We start from the raw sequence: 18,187 nt of genomic DNA, 5'->3' as shown, positions 1-18,187 counted from the left end.
CGTCCAAATTCGTCCATATCCGTCTGTAATTCAAAGATAATTTATTTTTCGGTAATAACCATATTTATTTTGTGGTATTTCCGTGTTGGTCATTTTTCATCCATTGACATCCACGCGATTTGGGGGCAAAAAAGGGGGCAAACCCGGTTCGATAGAGGAGTGACCCCCAAATGGCGCTTACAGATCTCGCAATCCGGCATGCCAGGCCGCTTGGCAAGGCATACAGGCTCTCTGACTGTCACGGTCTTTACATTCAGGTTAACCCCAGTGGATCTAAGCTGTGGTATCTGAAATTTCGCTTTGGAAACAAAGAGAACCGTATGGCATTAGGCCCTTATCCGCTCATTTCTCTCGCACTGGCAAGGGAGAAGCAAGCGGATATAAGAAGGCTTATTTTAGAAGGCATTAATCCGGCGGAAAAACGCAGAGAGGAAAAGCGGGGTGGAGAGCCCCTTTATACGTTCGAGTCCGTGGCGCGCGAATGGGTCTCCAGCAACGTGAACTGGTCGGTAGAACATAAGAAGCGGGTGCTGCGTTATTTTGAGCTTTATGTGTTCCCCACGAACGGCAGTTGCGACATCACCAAAATGAAGGTTAAAGATCTGCTGGTACCCATCAAGGAGGTGGAGAAAGCGGGCAAACTGGATGTTGCTTCCCGGCTTCAGCAGCGCACTGCCTGCGTGATGCGCTACGCCGTTCAGAACGGCATTATCGATCATAACCCCGCATCAGATTTAACTGGCGCGGTCTCCACGCCCAAAGTACGTCACCACCCGGCGCTGGATCTGAATCTTATCCCTGATTTTCTGGAAAGAGTCGACGATTTCAAAGGACGTAAGCTGACTCAACTGGCGGTAAAGCTGGCGCCACTGCTATTCATCCGCTCCAGCGAACTGCGCTTTGCCCGCTGGGATGAAATTGACCTGCATAACGCCATGTGGACCATCCCCGCTGAGCGCGAGCCGATCCCCGGCGTTAAATATTCAGCTCGTGGGGCTAAGATGCACTCCCCCACACTTGGTCCCATTGTCGCGTCAGGCCATCGAACTGCTGCATGAGGTGCAGCAGCATTGCCGACCGGGAACTGAACTGGTATTCCCCGGCGATCATAACTACCGCAAACCGATGAGCGAAAACACCATCAACAAAGCGCTGCGGGTGATGGGCTACGACACCCAGAAAGACGTCTGCGGCCACGGTTTTCGCACTATGGCCTGTAGCGCGCTGGTGGAGTCAGGCCTGTGGTCAAGCGACGCGGTAGAGCGCCAGATGAGCCATCAGGAGCGTAAGCGCGTGCGGGCGGCGTATATCCATAAGGCGCAGCACCTGGAAGAGCGCCGGGAAATGATGCAGTGGTGGGCGGATTATCTGGATGCAAACCGGTTCAGGCATGTTGTGCCGTATGGCTTTAAAAAGTCGCCGGGAGGCGTACTCGACCATATGAGCTTCCAGGAGCGCAATGACCGACAACTGGAGGAACTGAAAGCCAGAATACTGGCCGACTCGGAATGGCTGACGGCGTCTGAGTTATCGGCAAAAGCGGGTTTTCGTTCTGCCGATCCTGACGCAGGTCCTAAAGGCTGGAAAGTCGCCGGGAAGATATTCTCGCTGAAGGTCGATGGGGAGGATTTATACCCTGATTATGTTCTGGATGAGAAAATGCGGCCTCTCAAGGTTGTCCGTTTGATTCTTTCACTGTTTAAGGAGCGTAAAACACCGTGGGGGCTGGCTATCTGGTTTGGCTCGGCCAATCGCAGGTTGCGCGGAGGGAGGCCGAAAGATCTGCTGGTATCAAAGTCAGAGTTGGTACTGCTAGCGGCGCAGGATGAGGTGGAGTCGGAGGAGTAGGGGGATGCTGGTTACGGGTAAGGCCGCCGTACAATGCGTTAGGGATGCAGGGCAGCAGCCAGTCCACGGTCTGTAACATCCGGCTGATTTGCGACTGGCTGACGGGATAGCCGTCGCGGGTGAGTTGCTCCGCCAGCGTCAGCTGCGTCGGGCATTCAATGCCTGCGTTACGGTAAAGATCGCGCAGGTGCAGGATCCCTTCCGCGCGTTCGATAAACATCAATCCGTTATGCAGGTCGTTTTCCGCCAGATGGCCGATCAGGCACTGGACTTCGCCTTGCTGCGGTGACAGCGTCTCCGGCCACGGTCTGAACGGCCAGCAGACTCGGTGGTAGCGCTCATCCTGCGTCTCCTGCCACAGTTCATTGAGGATGGCGAGGCGCGTATTCCCGCCGCTGGCGAGCATATATTTTTCATCACCGGGGCGACGGGTCAACACCGGCGGGTTATCCAGCCCACGGGCAAGAATTGACGCTTTCAGCACGTCATAGCCGGGGTTGCGGGTGACGCGGGGATTGAGGGAGAACGGCTGGATTTGCTCCAGACTGACCTGGACCATTTCCTGTTCTCCGGTAGTGCTGGCACCGTGAAGCCAGCGGTTGAGCAGGTGTGAAGCGCACATAATCTTCCTCCGGCATTTAGACATCGCGGGTGAGGCGGATGCGTTGGTGGATCCACGCGTCCACCTCGCTTTCCAGCCAGGCGACGTGGCGGCTGTTGAGTCGGATGGACGGCGGAAACTGTTGCAGCTGGATTTGCCGGTAAATCCACGATTTACCGAAGCCGATTTTGTCTTCCACCTGGCGTAAGCGTAAAAATCTGTCGCTATTCATAACCATTCCTCCTGTGTCCAGAGTCGTTCACATCAGCACGATGGGCGTGGTTATCAAAGCAGCAGCGTCCCTGCCTGGCAGTAAAAATCCTTATCTGGGTTAGTGAGAGTTGTTAGTTGAAAGGGTTAGTTGATCGCATTACGGCGGTGCGCCGCGCTGGAGTGCGGTTTTTAACGTCTCGGGGTTCAGCGGCAGGTGCATACCTTCCTCACGCGCCCAGCATTCGAAAATGTTCAGCAGTTTGTAGGGATGCTCCAGCATTTCATCGTCCAGTTGCGGGTTGTGCTTGCAGGCAAGCCACAGCAAACGGGAAAGCGCGGAAGTGATCCGCTCTTTTGATTCCGGCTGATGACGGGTCAGGAAGGCTTCGAGATGAGTGCGGCGGATGACGAACAGTGCGTCAGGAGGCAGCGTGTCCTGCAGGTAGCAAACGGACAGATTGAGCCGGGATTTAAGCTCATTGCGCCCATTGCCATACAGCTGGCCAATCAGCAGATGCAGCTCTTCCTGGAGGTTGTTCTGCGTGGCGAGCAGTTCCAGTAAAAGCTCTCGCAACGATTTGCGGCAACAGAGTTGGTAGTAGCTGTCGTTCTCATCGCAGACCACGATGCCAATCTGGTTGCAGCAGTGGGTATCTTTGGGGCAAGGACAGTTAAGCGTTTTCGCCAGTTGCTGGTGGAGCAGCAGGCGCTCAAGGCCAAGCAAGGGGAGATTCCAGAGGTGGTTGGAAGTCAGTTGTAGCGTGGGGTCGCGCCTACATGGCGGCGAGTTCGCCATCACTTTGCGGTTGCCGGGTTTGTTGCATTGCGAGGGTGGGAAGGGTTTTTCACCGGTGCGGCAGGCGAAATTGCAGGGCGGTTTGAGCGGTCTCAGAAGTACGGGCGAAGAGAAGTAGACTGAGAGTGGCAAATCGCCATGCAGGGCATGACGGATCAAATCGGCGGGCAGCAACGTGATGTTGTGCTGCCGGATGACTTCTGCGGCCTCGTCCAGCGTCAGCCACTCCTGGCGGATTTTGTGTGGGGGCATGGCGTGTTCCTTATTGGTTTGTTGGTTGTGCGTAGTGCTTGTTGATGGTGAAAACCGGTGTGAGATGTTTTTGCTAAAACAACTAACCTGATCAGTTTAGTTAACGATCTTTTCAGACATAATCTGGTGATGATTTACGCTGGAAAAACAGGACGTAACATTGAATAGCTCGGAAGACGATTTGCTTGAAGTGGCGTGGTATTTGTCGAAGTACGGTAAATCTCAACCACCCGTAGGACTGGGTGTTCAGAAATGGAAAGAGGCTTTTGCCTTGTTTTATCCTCGATTTGGAGCGGGCAAAACTACCAGCGAGTTTCACAATAGTCTGAAAAATAGTCGTGACCGTTTTGATTCATGGCTTACTGATGTGCGTGTCGGTTGGCTTGACGAGCAGGGCGCTCCTGCTGCGCTTTCTCATTCAGCACAGCGTGTGCATCAGCGATTGAGTCTGCTTTCAGAGAGTGCGATTGAGCAGCGCGTTCTTTCGTTAATATCTTCTGATGGAGATGAACAGGCACAACGTGATTGTCTTGCTATTCAGCAGGATAAAAGTATTGAAGATACCGTACGCGAGCAGTTGATTGCGGCACGGCTGGGGCAGGGTATCTTTCGGAAAAATTGTCTCATGCTGTATCCGGTATGCCCTGTTACGGGAACGACGTTTGCGCCTTTACTGCGTGCCAGCCATATAAAGCCCTGGGCTGCCTGCGAGAATGGGAATGAACGCCTTGATCCTTATAATGGAATTATACTGGCCGCACATATTGATATTCTATTCGATCAGGGGTGGATTTCGTTTGAGAACGATGGGCGTTTATTAATTAGTAAGGAGCTGGATATTAGTGTTAAAGAACAGTGTTTGTTGCCAGAGAAAATAAAGGCATTTTCTGTTGAGTCGTATGGTTATTTGGAATGGCATCGGGGTAATTTATTGAGATAGTTAAGCTATAAACTATCTACGACAGCGCTATTTTCTGAACTTACAGGTTCCAATATTGCATTGAACGCTGTCCAGTAGGGCTCACCGGCTTCTGGATCGTGCTGCGCAACCGGTAATCCTCTGCTGCTTCAGTTATAAAGCTTTTATGTGCTATGCAGCAGGATATGGTCGTTTTCTGAACTCCGCATAACCTGAGTATTTGTATCGAAGCGTGAACAAAACGTTGCAGCCAGCCTTTCAACGTGGACAATAGTTATCCATACGGTGATTTTATATTCGATAAATCAATGGATTTCGTTGAGTCATAGGACTGGTAATGGATGAAAATGCTTTAGGGTTTGCCTCATACTGGCGCAACTCGCTGGCAGATGCTGAGTCAGGAAAGGGCAGTTTTGAACGCAAAGACGCCAAAAATTTCACTCACTGGCATGGGATAGCGGCGGGACGTCTTGACGAAGCGATCGTCGATAAATTTTTTGAAGGAGAAAAAGACGACGTCGAAACAGTCGATGTCATCTTGCGGCCAAAGGTTTATTTCCGGTTACTGCAGCATGGAAAGGATCGTTCCGCTGGCGCGCCTGATGTTGTTACCCCGATAGTGACGCCAGCCCTGTTGAGCCGTGAAGGTTTTTTATATCCGACGCCAGCGACCACCATTCCCAGAGACCTGCTTGAACCTTTGCCAAAAGGGGCATTTTCGATTGGTGAGATTGAGCAGTATGACAAATACAAAACGACACATACATCATTCTCTATCAACTTTGATGACAGTGTTGATAAGACCGCCGAAACGGATGAAGAACGAGAAGCACGATATGCAGCCTGGCAGCAGGATTGGCGTCAATATCTGGATGATTCAGAGAGGCTACTGAAAAATGTTGCCGGCGACTGGGTTAAAAATCCCGAACAATATGAACTCGCTGAGCACGGTTATATTGTTAAAATGGCGCAAACTGGTGGAGCCAGTTTCCATATTCTTTCGCTTTATGACCACCTGCTTGTTTGCAAAAAGGATGTGCCGCTTTTCAATCGTTTCGCCTCGCGGGAGGTTCATGCGGCAGAGTCTTTACTCGCTCCCGAAGCAAAATTCAGCGACAGGCTTGGATACTCCGGAGATAAGTTCCCGCTGGCAAAGGCTCAACGCGATGCCTTAAGCCATTTTCTGGATGCCAGACATGGAGACATCCTTGCCGTTAATGGTCCTCCTGGAACCGGGAAAACCACTCTGGTGCTTTCTATCATTGCCACGCAGTGGGCCAGAGCGGCTCTCGAAAAATCTGAGCCTCCGGTTATTATCGCGACTTCAACGAATAACCAGGCTGTAACGAACATTATCGAGGCGTTCGGGAAAGATTTTTCCCAGGGCACTGGTGCAATGGCCGGACGATGGTTGCTAGAGCTGAAAAGCTTCGGCGCTTATTTTCCCTCAAGCACTCGTAAAGCCGAGGCAGCCAAAAAATATCAAACTGAAGATTTCTTCAACCAGGTTGAGTCAAAAGAGTATGCAGAGGATGCACTGCTGTTTTATCTGGAGAAAGCTAAGGCAGCATTTCCTGAAAAAGATTGTTCATCCCCTGAAAAGGTCATTGAACTCCTGCATGGTCAGTTGGCAGCAAAATCCGAACAATTGGTAAGGCTGAACTCTGTATGGCAAACGTTAAGCCAGGTTCGGGCGGCGAGAGAGCTTATTGCTAATGACATTGAGCAATATCTCGCTAATCTAAATAAATTACTCTCCGGGCAAGAACAAAAAGTCACTCAACTAAAGAGTGCTAAAACGGAATGGAGAAAATATCGCGCCGGTGAATCACTGGTCTATTCATTATTTTCCTGGCTCCCAGCGGTTCGCAGTAAGCGGCAGTACCAAATACAACTGTTTCTCGAAGATAAATTAGGTACGCTGATTGCGGGAAATCAGTGGTCTGATCCTGAAACCATCGAACGTAATATAGATGGACTGCTCAACTCCGCTGAGCGCGAGCAAACAACATACCGGCAGCAGATTGACTCCGCCCATGAAATTGTTCTTAAAGAACAGCAGGCGGCTCAGGAATGGCAGAGGCTGGCACTCGATTTAGGGTATGAGGGCGACGAGGAACTGAGCTTCTTACAGGCAGATGAACTGGCTGATACGCAGATTCGCTTTCCTGCATTCTTACTGACGACCCACTACTGGGAAGGTCGTTGGCTAATGGATATGGCGAAGATCGATGATCTGCAGAAAGAGAAGGGCAAGAAAGGTGCTAAAGGGGTAACCGCTCGCTGGCAACGCCGAATGAAACTTACTCCATGCGTAGTCATGACCTGCTATATGCTGCCCGGCAATATGCAGATAAGCGAACACAAAGGGCAGCGTAAATTCGAGAAAAACTATTTATATGACTTCGCTGATTTACTCATTGTCGATGAAGCCGGGCAGGTGCTTCCTGAAGTGGCTGCTGCCTCGTTTGCCTTAGCTAAAAAGGCATTAGTGATTGGTGATACGAAACAGATCCCGCCAATATGGAGTATTGCTCCCGCGATTGATGTCGGTAACATGCTGGCGGAAAAAATTCTGTCTGGCAGTACACAAGAAGAGATTACCGAGAAATATACGGCAATCGCAGAGCTAGGTAAAAGCGCTGCATCTGGCAGCGTTATGAAAATAGCGCAGTGTGCTTCGCGCTATCAATATGATCCCGAACTGGCCCGTGGGATGTACTTGTATGAACACCGCCGGTGCTTCGATAATATTATTGGATACTGCAATACGCTCTGCTATCACGGTAAGTTGTTGCCTAAAAGAGGGCGTGAAGAGAGCAATTTAATACCCGCAATGGGTTATCTCCATATTGATGGTAAAGGAGAGCTGGCAAGTAGCGGAAGTCGTTATAATTTGCTTGAGGCTGAAACGATAGCGGCCTGGCTGACAGATAGTCAGCAGGATATTGAAGCGCATTACGGCAAATCGCTTCATGAGGTTGTCGGTATTGTGACGCCTTTTAGCGCTCAGGTATCGACCATCAAACAGGCGCTGGATAAACAAGGCATCAGCGCAGGCGCGAATGAAAAGTCGCTCACAGTGGGCACCGTGCATTCTCTTCAGGGGGCGGAAAGAGCGATTGTTATATTCTCGCCAGTCTATTCAAAACATGAAGATGGCGGGTTTATTGATAGCGATAACAGCATGCTGAACGTTGCTGTCTCCCGTGCGAAGGACAGTTTCCTGGTCTTCGGCGATATGGATCTGTTTGAGATCCAGCCAGCCTCATCTCCGCGGGGATTACTGGCAAAATATCTCTTTGAGTCAGAGAAGAATGCGCTCACTTTTGATTATAAAGAGCGTAAGGATTTAAAAACTTCCGAGACCAAAATCTACACACTCCATGGTGTGGAGCAGCATGATAACTTCCTGAATCAGACGTTTGAAAATACCGGTAAGCACATCACGATAGTTTCTCCGTGGCTAACCTGGCAAAAGCTGGATCAAACCGGTTTTCTTGATTCCATGATTGCGGCGTGTTCTCGTGGTATTAGCGTCACGATAGTCACTGATAGAAGCTATAACACTGAACATAATGATTTTGAGAAGCGAAAAGAGAAGCAACAGAACCTTAAAGCGGCGCTGGAGAAACTGAATGCCCATGGTATTGCGACAAAACTGGTCAATCGTGTTCATAGCAAAATTGTTATTGGTGATGATGGCTTGCTGTGCGTGGGATCATTCAACTGGTTTAGTGCGACACGTGAAGCGCGATATGAACGATACGATACATCGATGGTTTATTGCGGTGATAACCTGAAAGGCGAGATTGAGGCAATTTATAATAGTCTTGATAGGCGTCAGGTTTAGATAATTGTTTTTATTAAGCCATCTTTTTTCGGATGGCTATTTTTACTGACTATCTTTGATGTAATATATTTAATGTTGAAAGAATATGTTGAATTATGGTATATTCTGTGGGCTGTTATTATAAATATGAGTATTGTAATGAAATTACTAAACACTTACGAAGATAAAGATGAAGCAGAGGATGCGTTAACTAAAATATTAGGTGAGAAAAGATTAGCGAGTGAGCGCGACAGCACAGTTGTTATTTACAATCTCTTTGGTACTCCATCATGGGGGAATTTTTATAAACTAGGTATGTTTAATCTTCCTGAGTTGCAGAATATACTGGAATTACGTAAGATGGGCCAGTCTATTGATAAAAAAAAGTATGATGAATACATAAAAACGCTTAGCTATGCTGCTCGTGCGTTTAATTTGGTTATTCCAAATCATTGGTTGTAAAAAACGGCTATCCGGCTGTTTTATTTTAATCCATTATGTTAAATGTTGTTTTTTTAATTAAATGCGTGTGGTGATATATGTGTTAAAGATGTTTTTTGTAAAAGATACAACCTATTTTTTTAGATTGCACACGCCTGATCGGTATCTTAAATATACTGATCAGGCGTGTGGCTGATGAGGTGTTAAAGTTTAACTTCTTTATTTTTATAGAAAAACTATAGCATCATTAGCTTGGTGATGAACATCAAGTCGTATATTGGAAGATAATCTATTTTCATTGAAATTAATATCAAATGGGAACCAAGCTGGGTCATTAATAATAGCAGACATACTTTTACTAGAGTTTCCTTGAGCCCTCACTGATACTTCAGTCAGCCAAGCGATAACATTATCGTGATTAATCGCAATTGATTTTCGCAACTGGTATGTGCCTGATTTAGGGTTAGATAACAATTCTAGATTTATTAAGGTTCGAACAACAAATTGCATACAACGCTTGATAGTTGAAGTATCCCCATAGCTTTCAGTAATGCGTTGCTCTAATTGATTGTAAATGAACAGACCTTCATGCTTGGTCATTCTACCAATTTGTATTACGATATTGTAAAAGAAGGGGTATTTAACAAGCATCATTCCCCAGTGAATAGCTATATTTATTTCACTGTGTTCAATGAGCAATTTACAGGCGTCGGAATGAAATGCTTTGGGCACCGATTTCGATTCTGAATCCCAAATGCCAAAAAGAAGATTTCTGGTTTTATCTTGTGCTACTTTGCTGTCAAAACTAGGGGCAAGTAAACTATCAATTTTATTTTTTAATGCCTGCCCGTGAATCCCATTCGCCGACCAGGATGCGGTTTGAACAAGCCAATCCATCTCTAAATGCCGATTGAATCCAATAATGGGTTTCATGAGTAAAGATTCCTTTTGAAAACGACTATTGAGTTTCCTTGCTGCAAGTATTCAAATGTTGATACATCAAGTGTATTCAAGCTGATATCAATTTGAAATGGGAAGAACACTTGATCAGCTAATACTTCATCAAGACTAATGCTAACTTTGTTCAATGAAATCATAGCAGCGGTAGTTAACCAATTTGCTATATGGTTGCTAACTTTTTCTTGAATTGGAACGACCGAATATGATGTTGGTTTATTACTTCTATCTATCACTCCTAACTCGATCATAGTCCTTAAAACAGCACTTAGCGCTCTACTGGTTGCTTGTGTCTCACCATATAACATACTCATTCGGCGAAATACTTGAGAAAAGGTAAATGCGTCATTTAACCTGGCTTGTCGGCCGATAAAGCGAGCGACTTCAGCAAAGAAAGGTTTTTTTGCAATTAACATTCCCCAGTGAATAGGTAATGAAAATGCATCAATCTCTTGATGTAATTGAATGCTTGTCTCAAAAAAAACATCTTTATTTTTTGGTCGCATCCAAATTGAGGTTAATAAATTTCGAGCTTTGCGCCGATTTTCTTTAGTTGCTATATACGTACCAAGAAATACTTCCAGGTTTTTATTTAATTGCACACTATCTGCTTCGCTAGCAACCCAGCGGAGCGTTTGTTCAAGCCATTCTTTCTCGATATGGCGGCAGAAACCTGGAGTTTTAACCATGACTAACTACTTTTTGTTAACAATAATGAAAGGCACTATTGCCTCATGGAGGCTGATTCCTCCATGCCCTACAACAACATCCCCTTTACTTTTAAAGGCTTTATCTGAGCCGGCTAGCAAAGGGTATGTCCCTTTTGGCAGGCCCATCTCAGGACCTGGCCATACTATCACAGAATCTTGAAAGTTTGCAGCAGAGCTGTCTCGCAAACTGGGGTCATTATAAATTCGTACTCGTTCTCCCCGAGTCTCAGCTTTTACCCCTTCATTGATATATCCCATACCGATAGCCTCTTGGTTACCATGGTCTGAAGTAATTATAACTTCAAACCCATTCTCCAGTAGGTCTGAAATTTTATCTTTGAATTTCCATTCGGCCAGCCAGCTATCAACTACTACATTTAATCCAGCCATTCCCATTTTCATGCCGTGCATCTGTTCATCGATAAAATTTATGACTAAACCGGCAATTTTAACTGGTAGTGACCCAACTAGTGATTGCCATTCATCGGCTGAATAATTCTCAATTTTCTTTGCATACTTAATTTCTCGTTTGTTTAATCCTTTATCCATCCAATAATTAAGCCACAGTTGCTCTTCTTTATTTGTAGTCAGTAAAGATTCGCCAAACAAAAATGGACGCTTCCCTGAGAACAAGGTTTGCCGTGAAATTGACGTTATCGTCGGCACCCAAGCAAAACAAGAATGCTCTTCTATTGAAATATTTTCGCATATTTGTAATTGCTTACGTAATAATGGCCATTGGCGAGCCCCCATACCATCTAAAACAAGCAAACAAATTTTATTACCTGAATCTATCCTGCGTGATATCCAGTCAGGAACTTTATGCAACATAGATGGATAACGAACAGTTGGTATGGTTTGTATTTTTGCATAGTTGATTAGCAACCAATGTTGAAATAATCCATCTACATCAGTGTTAATATTTTTAATGTCATCAAACAAAACTTCAACTGCAGGAAAATTTTTATTTTGATAAAAAAGGGCGTTCATGATACCAAGAGAACGTGACTGCTCAAGCCAAAAGTCTGCATTTGCACTTTCTTCTGAGTATTGGTTGAATGTTTTTTTTGCATTATTAAGTAGGTGTAGTATTCGTTCTTTTTCTGTTACTTTTGGTTCTTTTAGTACAGCAAATGATGCCCAGTGTTCAGGAGGTAAGCTTTTTATCGCCACTGGCTTTATAATGCCTTCAGCAAACAGATTATCAATAAAAACGCGAACATCACCATCAGCAAAAGGAACAATTAGCTGAGTGTTTGGTCGAGATGCAAAGTAGATAGGACTCTTTTCTTCATCTTGTAAGTATATTTTCCATTGTTTTTGAAGAAAATCAAAAAAATAAGCTTTATTGGAAATCAGTCGACTGATATTCCATAAGCCAAAACCAGGCACTAAACTCAGTAGATGAATTAGTCTCGTTTCAATTTGCATTGGCATTTCAATGCCAATATAATGCTTTCTAATCAATAGCCTAACAAGGTCCGTACTGGATTGGATTATCTCAGGTGCAATTCTATATATATGGCGCAATAAGAAATCTAGACTGGACTGTTGGCTGAGCCTACCCGGAGCAAATAATTTCAGCGCATCCATGACTGACTGATATAACGTGGCTGGTAGTAATCTTAGTATATCTGAATCAATATCCTGGAAAAATTCTGATAGATGAAAATCAATCTCTTTTGACTCATGTTGAATATCATGAGGTATAAAAATATCACGCTCAACCGTCAGCCGAATCAGAAAAGATATTTTATTCTCACCACTACGCCATGTTTCATAGGCCAGACGTAATGCTAATGGGTCATCATCATCAAAAATGAACGCATTTTTTTCTTGAAGTGAGGTTGCTATTACAGGCTCGTATAGTAGTCCATCTGGATCGTTTATGATGTAAACAAAAGCTCCATCCAAATTTATTTTATGAATAACGTCATCCTGCCAGGTCATATTCATCCTTTAATTTCAATAATGGTGTGTAAAACCATGTCAGGAATCACTCTGCGTTTTTTATCTATATCCTGGAGCCACAGAGCATATTCACTACTTAATTGACGCAAGCGAAATTGGCGAACCTCTGGTAATCCAACTCGTTCTATTGCTTTTTTTCTTGCATTAAATGAGTATTCACCTTTTTCAAACTGGTTATCTAAATCGGTCTGATTGGCTGTCAACATGCTTTCGAAGATAGCTTTTCCTTCCTCTTGTGCCACCTTATGCATAAGAGCATAGATCGACTGATGTAAAGAAGAATCGACTGCTAAGTCTTGAGGTAAAATCTCAAATTCTTTACTACAGACAGCATCCCAGACTCTTTGGGATGCTGTTGCGTAATATTGACCGTTGGGCTTAATATAGACTGGCATATATTGGCAGCGTCGCTCATGGCCAGCCACAAGGCGGATACTCCATAATGCCCAATAACCATTCGCTCCGGCTGGTAGTGACTTAACAGCAATACTGGGGATGGGTTGTGCTTCACTCCAGACAGGTAATTGACTACACAGTCCTTTTATCTTGGGGTTTTCGAGCGTTAGATGTGTGAAACTTGGCTGTTGCTGGGCGATTTTCCCAATAAAGGTTATTCCACTCCATGTTTCACCATCTGGCCAAGTTAGAGTATGGCTCCCATCAATTTCGTCAGTAAAATCAGCTGTATGCTGCATACTACCTTGCCAGCGAAAGTAACTAGCGACCATGCTCTGTACCCAATAGGGTAGTGGGTGGTTCAAGGTTTGGCGATAGTCCTCAGCTGATAAGGGATCTCCGCCACCAAACAGTGCATCCTGTTGCCGCTTGTCCACTGCACCGTCTCTTAAGGTGTTCAGGGCTTTAGCTAACTCCTGATCCATTAAAGCAGGATCAGTGATAGATGTGATAAACAACTCATCAAACAGATGATTAGCAGCAGAGGAATCCAATACATCGCTGGTCTTATCAACGCCGAACTCGTCGAGGATAATCTGTAACTTCGCTTCGAGCACTTCGCGAACTCTGTGCTCAACGGTATCTTCGAGCACAAAGTTCAGTGCGCGAACGATATGCTGTTGGCCGATACGATCGACGCGGCCAATACGCTGTTCCATGCGCATCGGATTCCATGGCATATCGTAATTAACAATCACATGGCAGAACTGAAGGTTTAGACCTTCTCCGCCGGCATCAGTTGAAATCAGAATGCGAGTATCACTGGCGAAAGCAGCTTGTACTTTTTTACGCTCTGACAGATCCATTGAGCCGTTGAGACTAACGACACTGATGCCTCGTTCAACAAAGAACTGCGCCAACATTTCTTGGGTCGGCACAAACTCTGTAAACACCAGCATCTTCAGGTATGGATCTCCCTCTTCTTGCTGCAGGCGGTAGAGCCAATCGAGCAAGGCTTCGGCTTTGGCATCATTTTCGGCACTTACACATTGCTCCGCTAGCGCTAGCAAACGGCGCACTTCGTTTTTTTCATTCTCCAACGAGGTTTGGCACTGAGCTAATAATTCGTCCAGCTGGGTTTGACCATCCAGATCCGCCCACTCATCGGCAAACGCCAAAGGTAATTCTTCTTCTATCCGCTTATTTTCTAATACGTTCAACCGACGGGCGAGAGTTCGGGAGATGGCCGCACTACTAGAACTCACCAAACGTTGCATCAATATCATCAAAAAACCAATAGCATTTTGTTGTTTAGCTTGTGCCTGGTTGTAGCCTTCTTTTATGTACTCAGTCACTTCTTCATAGAGGTGGCGTTGTAATCCATGCTGGGCTTGCCAGGCTACGGCAACCATTTCTGTTTGCCGAGTACAAAAAAGTGGCTTACCTTCGCCATCGATGGCAATCCGTTTTTCAGTACGCACCACAAATGGCTGGACCCGCTCTTGTGAGACCGAGCTTACATCTGGAAAGGCTTCGGCATCGAGCAGTGCCATCAAACGGTGGAAAGCATCACTTTTGCCTTGATGTGGTGTCGCGGATAATAACAATAAATAGGGGGCTGCTTCGGCCAAACCTTGGCCTAGCTTGTAACGGGCGACCTGGTCGGTGCTACCGCCGAGACGATGGGCTTCATCGATGATGATAAGGTCCCAACTCGCAGCCAGCAGATCATCAAAACGAAGCTTGTTGTACTCATTAAGTTGTTTGAGTGACCATCCTTTGCGGCTTTCAATGGGCTTGATACTGTCGACAGGGCAGACAACCTGATCATAACGTGACCAGACATTGTCATGTTCATTTTGTGGTTTTTGTTCACCGGGCAGCATCAATTGGAATGGCTCGTTAAAGTGGGTCTGCATTTCACTTACCCACTGACTAACCAACCCTTTAGGTGCACAAACTAGAATTCGCTTAGCCAGTCCGCGCAACTTCAATTCACGCATGACCAGCCCAGCCTCAATGGTTTTGCCCAGACCAACTTCATCGGCAAACAGATAGCGCACCTGTTTTTTGCTCATCGCCTTGGTGAGCGCCTTCAACTGGTGCGGCAAAGGAATGACATTCGATTCTATTGGTGCCAGGAGGGTATCTTCCTGCTGGACGTTGGCAATTTTGGCTGCAGTGGCCAAGTAGCATAACGCATCAGCCGTCACAATGGTCTGTACAGGCTGGTTATAGAGATCGGTGTCTAATACCTTGAGTACTACATCCTGTTGCTGCAGCCAGACACGGTAAAACTGCTGACCCCATAGGCCAGCAGTATCAATCACTTTGACATATTGTTGATGAGCCTGACTCCAGGCCCAGTCTCCTACCTGCCACATGATTTATCACCACTCATCATCGGTATCGATTTGGCTTAAGGTTACTGCTTGGTCGTAATACATCAGCAGAACAGGATCTTCTTCCAATACATTATTTGGCAATTTTTCAGCAATAGTTATTAAGGTGGTGAATTCCTGCTGTTCCCATAGTTTCTTGAAGCCAACACGCACGGCTTCGATACGGAATACTTTGAGCTTTTTCTTGATATCTTTGTACTCTTCAAACTCTTTAAGTAATGATTTTTCTCGTAGCTTTTCCAAATCCCCTGCCTTATTAGGATCGGGGACATACCAACGATCCTTAGCTTTGGCAACTAATGCTGGATTGTTTTTCGGAAGGTTACGTAGTTCTTTCCAGTTGCTAGAGAGATAGCTGTGAATTTGATCAGGTACTTCATCCTGGCCGTCAAAACAAAGGAAATTCTGAGTCAACAGTTCCCGTAAATCCAGAACAATTTCGTTTTTGCTCCATCCACCCAGTTGTTGCATAAACTGAGGATTAATATCTGCAAAAGTTTGGGGTTTGTTTTTTAGAAGCTGGCGTAACCATGCAATAGCCGAGGCTTCATCTTTAACAAAAAGTGATGCCTGAATGAGTTCACCAGATGAGAGTTTCTTTTTATCATATTCGGCGAGCTGCTCAGGAAGAAAGAACATGCCATCACGTTCAAAAAAGCGCTGCATAAGACCTATTTGGAATTCTTTACTATCCAAAGGAACTTGATAACCTTTGCGTACATAGTAAGCAATGAGCTGATCAAAGAGGATACGTGGATCTCGTTCAGAAATTATTTGGATAGTATTATTTTGAATTTTTGAAACAGGCAAATATTTTAAATGAGTACGAATAAAATCCCATACCCCTTCTTCGGAAATGGCCTCAGTTTCAAATCTCGTCTCGAATCCGCTATTAGGTTTATAAGCAGTTATAACCAGAGGGTTTTTGACTGCTGTAGGGCCTAACATTGCATGTAATCCTCCTCGAGCAGTATCTAACATTGTGACAGCAGCAACAATAAATCCTGCATCTGAAAGGGCATTTTGTATACTATTCCAAACAGATGCTTTAGTGTTCGAAAACTCAACGGTGATCCATCTTCCCGGTTTGAGTGATGTATAAGCTAATTTAAAACTTTCACACATCAGAGATCTATATGTGTCTCCATCTTTTTTTTGTGTTTTGTTTTCAATTGCTTCTGGTTTATTATTTGTGAATACCCGAAACCATGACTCTCTAATAAAGTTTAATTCAGAATACATTATGTTGGCGCCAAATGGCGGATCAATAAATATGTAGTCAATACTTTCCGGCTTTATTTTTGCAGATTGGATGCCTTGATTTGTAATGACAGAGCCTGATTTGTTATTGAGGGCTTGAATAACTTTCTTAAACTGGAATTTGAATTGCTCTAAGGGATTATTTTCAACGGAGACCGGTGGTACATAAAGAGTATTTGCCATTGGTCCGACCAGTGCGCGGCTGCCATGTTGCGGCATGTAGCGGTTCATTATTGTCAACTTGGGTAACATGCTTCCAATAATAAAATCAATATGTTTAGAATTACATCTTTTAATAATTTGAGTTATTATAGCTAGGGTTCTATTCGTGTAGAAATGGTGTACATGCGTAATGCCTTCATCATCATTACGTCTACACTCATCCCCTTCTGGCATTCTAAATATAGGTAGAATAGATTTAAGGATGAATTTTTCTGATTCCTCAATTTTTTTCAAATCATCAGTGTCAACAAACTTTTCATACCTTGTTGTTCCAATGCTATAATTTATTTTAACAGGAACTCTTTTTTGTTTTTTTATTACTGAGGATGATGCATCATGTTCGGTTATTAAAACCCGAGTAAGCGCACTAGCTCCTGAATTTTTTGAAGGTTTTTTAGCGACTAATATATTGCAATGTGAACATTTAAATATATCTGAGTACGTAGTTATACCATCACTTCTTTCAGAGAATGCTTCTTTATAATAAATTATTTCATTGGAGCACCCTGGACAAGAATATACTTCACTCCAAACAGTGTAGTTAACTTTACCTATTTGCCCATCTGTATGTTTTGTAACATACATCCATTCATATTGTTTTTCTACTTCTTGCAATAACAGTTGTACTTCTTGTTCAAAAGACTGAATCTCTACAGGTGCGTTATAGTTATAGGCTATAAATGTTGCCGCAGGAGATAAGTCATTTAGTACTGCTTTTCTTGGCCCTAATTTTGAAAATGCTTTCCATATAATTTCACCGTTTTCATCGATCTCTTGCTGTAAAATAGTGCCATCAATTTTGACTTGATAACCTAGTGAAGCGACCGCCTCCTTATCTCCACACATCTGGGCAGCAACACCAGTCATTCCAGTGCCACAAAAGCCATCAAAAACGATATCTCCTGGATTTGTATAATGCAGGAGATATCGCATAATGGCCTTATGAGGTACCTTGGTATGGTAAGAGTGGGCATTATAAATAGGATCATTTTTCCCTTCACTGACATCTGCAGCAAAAGGTTCTCGATGATATTCTTCGTCGCATGCAGGCTTTTGTGCCTCCCACTCTGCAATAAAATCGCCAATCCATGGATTAGGACAGGCGGTGTAATATGGAGGATCGCTTAGATTTAATATATCGTCATCGTTACCGATGGGAAAACCTTCAATTTTACGAAATTCTGGATCTTTGAGCTTTTCAGCCAACAATGCCAGAAAATATTCGCGGCGTTCTTGGTCGTTAGTGAAAGTTTTTCCCAAACAGGTTACTGGGTCCGCTGTTTGTGACTGCGGCGTGCTATCACTTGAGAATAAGGTGTCTTGTTTCATGGTGCTTCCTATAGCGGGTACGACTTAAATCGTACCCG

At 44.8% G+C, this 18,187-nt stretch carries 11 protein-coding genes and 1 pseudogene; 4 read left to right on the top strand and 8 right to left on the bottom strand.

Annotation, left to right across the window (positions count from 1 at the left end; all coding sequences use genetic code 11):
* Positions 1–170 precede the first annotated feature (170 nt).
* Positions 171–1,416, top strand: a pseudogene (locus E4Z61_RS14045) (tyrosine-type recombinase/integrase); the annotation flags it as partial.
* Positions 1,417–1,729: 313 nt separating this feature from the next.
* Here E4Z61_RS14045 and E4Z61_RS14040 read toward each other — a convergent pair.
* From E4Z61_RS14040 to E4Z61_RS14030, 3 genes are all read right to left on the bottom strand, one after another.
* Positions 1,730–2,470, bottom strand: coding sequence for a ParB family protein (locus E4Z61_RS14040; RefSeq protein WP_240703825.1), 741 nt, complete (start codon positions 2,468–2,470; stop codon positions 1,730–1,732).
* Positions 2,471–2,486: 16 nt separating this feature from the next.
* Entirely contained in the window at positions 2,487–2,681 is a 195-nt protein-coding gene (locus E4Z61_RS14035; protein WP_001561320.1) for a helix-turn-helix transcriptional regulator, read from the bottom strand.
* A gap of 138 nt (positions 2,682–2,819) precedes the next feature.
* Positions 2,820–3,710: a hypothetical protein gene (locus tag E4Z61_RS14030; RefSeq protein ID WP_135323306.1), complete on the bottom strand. Its 891-nt coding sequence runs from the start codon at positions 3,708–3,710 to the stop codon at positions 2,820–2,822.
* Positions 3,711–3,870: 160 nt separating this feature from the next.
* Here E4Z61_RS14030 and E4Z61_RS14025 point away from each other — a divergent pair, with 160 nt between their 5' ends.
* The 3 genes from E4Z61_RS14025 to E4Z61_RS14010 all read left to right on the top strand — a co-directional run bounded on the left by E4Z61_RS14025 (position 3,871) and on the right by E4Z61_RS14010 (position 8,923).
* On the top strand, positions 3,871–4,650 hold the full coding sequence (locus E4Z61_RS14025; RefSeq protein WP_135323305.1) for an HNH endonuclease: 780 nt from the start codon (positions 3,871–3,873) through the stop codon (positions 4,648–4,650).
* A gap of 316 nt (positions 4,651–4,966) precedes the next feature.
* Positions 4,967–8,482, top strand: a complete 3,516-nt coding sequence (locus E4Z61_RS14015) for an AAA domain-containing protein (RefSeq protein ID WP_135323304.1) — start codon at positions 4,967–4,969, stop codon at positions 8,480–8,482.
* A 138-nt stretch (positions 8,483–8,620) separates the two neighbouring features.
* On the top strand, positions 8,621–8,923 hold the full coding sequence (locus E4Z61_RS14010) for a hypothetical protein (RefSeq protein WP_135323303.1): 303 nt from the start codon (positions 8,621–8,623) through the stop codon (positions 8,921–8,923).
* A gap of 204 nt (positions 8,924–9,127) precedes the next feature.
* Here E4Z61_RS14010 and E4Z61_RS14005 read toward each other — a convergent pair whose 3' ends face one another.
* Genes E4Z61_RS14005 through E4Z61_RS13985 form a run of 5 tightly spaced genes read right to left on the bottom strand, consistent with a single transcriptional unit; the run spans position 9,128 to position 18,149 of the window.
* A complete protein-coding gene (locus tag E4Z61_RS14005; protein ID WP_109017746.1) occupies positions 9,128–9,835 on the bottom strand; it encodes a hypothetical protein in 708 nt (235 codons plus the stop codon).
* On the bottom strand, positions 9,832–10,548 hold the full coding sequence (locus E4Z61_RS14000; protein WP_135323302.1) for a hypothetical protein: 717 nt from the start codon (positions 10,546–10,548) through the stop codon (positions 9,832–9,834). The genes E4Z61_RS14005 and E4Z61_RS14000 overlap by 4 nt, the downstream gene beginning before the upstream one ends.
* A 6-nt stretch (positions 10,549–10,554) precedes the next feature.
* Positions 10,555–12,519 (bottom strand): BREX-3 system phosphatase PglZ, encoded by a 1,965-nt coding sequence (pglZ, locus tag E4Z61_RS13995; RefSeq protein ID WP_167817557.1) that lies wholly within the window; start codon positions 12,517–12,519, stop codon positions 10,555–10,557.
* A 2-nt stretch (positions 12,520–12,521) separates the two neighbouring features.
* Positions 12,522–15,320 (bottom strand): DEAD/DEAH box helicase, encoded by a 2,799-nt coding sequence (locus tag E4Z61_RS13990; RefSeq protein WP_135323300.1) that lies wholly within the window; start codon positions 15,318–15,320, stop codon positions 12,522–12,524.
* 6 nt (positions 15,321–15,326) lie between these two features.
* Entirely contained in the window at positions 15,327–18,149 is a 2,823-nt protein-coding gene (locus E4Z61_RS13985; RefSeq protein WP_135323299.1) for a DNA methyltransferase, read from the bottom strand.
* Between the last annotated feature and the right edge of the window lie 38 nt (positions 18,150–18,187).

Origin of the sequence: Citrobacter tructae, assembly GCF_004684345.1 — a bacterium.
Classification (GTDB): Bacteria; Pseudomonadota; Gammaproteobacteria; order Enterobacterales; family Enterobacteriaceae; genus Citrobacter; species Citrobacter tructae.
This window is presented reverse-complemented; position numbering and strand designations above follow the sequence as displayed.

Coding starts and splice junctions, on each gene's coding strand:
- E4Z61_RS14010 (WP_135323303.1), top strand. CDS start 8,621: ATGAAATTACTAAACACTTACGAAGATAAAGATGAAGCAGAGGATGCG.
- E4Z61_RS14005 (WP_109017746.1), bottom strand. CDS start 9,835: ATGAAACCCATTATTGGATTCAATCGGCATTTAGAGATGGATTGGCTT.
- E4Z61_RS13985 (WP_135323299.1), bottom strand. CDS start 18,149: ATGAAACAAGACACCTTATTCTCAAGTGATAGCACGCCGCAGTCACAA.
- pglZ (WP_167817557.1), bottom strand. CDS start 12,519: ATGACCTGGCAGGATGACGTTATTCATAAAATAAATTTGGATGGAGCT.
- E4Z61_RS14000 (WP_135323302.1), bottom strand. CDS start 10,548: ATGGTTAAAACTCCAGGTTTCTGCCGCCATATCGAGAAAGAATGGCTT.
- E4Z61_RS14035 (WP_001561320.1), bottom strand. CDS start 2,681: ATGAATAGCGACAGATTTTTACGCTTACGCCAGGTGGAAGACAAAATC.
- E4Z61_RS13990 (WP_135323300.1), bottom strand. CDS start 15,320: ATGTGGCAGGTAGGAGACTGGGCCTGGAGTCAGGCTCATCAACAATAT.
- E4Z61_RS14015 (WP_135323304.1), top strand. CDS start 4,967: ATGGATGAAAATGCTTTAGGGTTTGCCTCATACTGGCGCAACTCGCTG.
- E4Z61_RS14030 (WP_135323306.1), bottom strand. CDS start 3,710: ATGCCCCCACACAAAATCCGCCAGGAGTGGCTGACGCTGGACGAGGCC.
- E4Z61_RS14040 (WP_240703825.1), bottom strand. CDS start 2,470: ATGTGCGCTTCACACCTGCTCAACCGCTGGCTTCACGGTGCCAGCACT.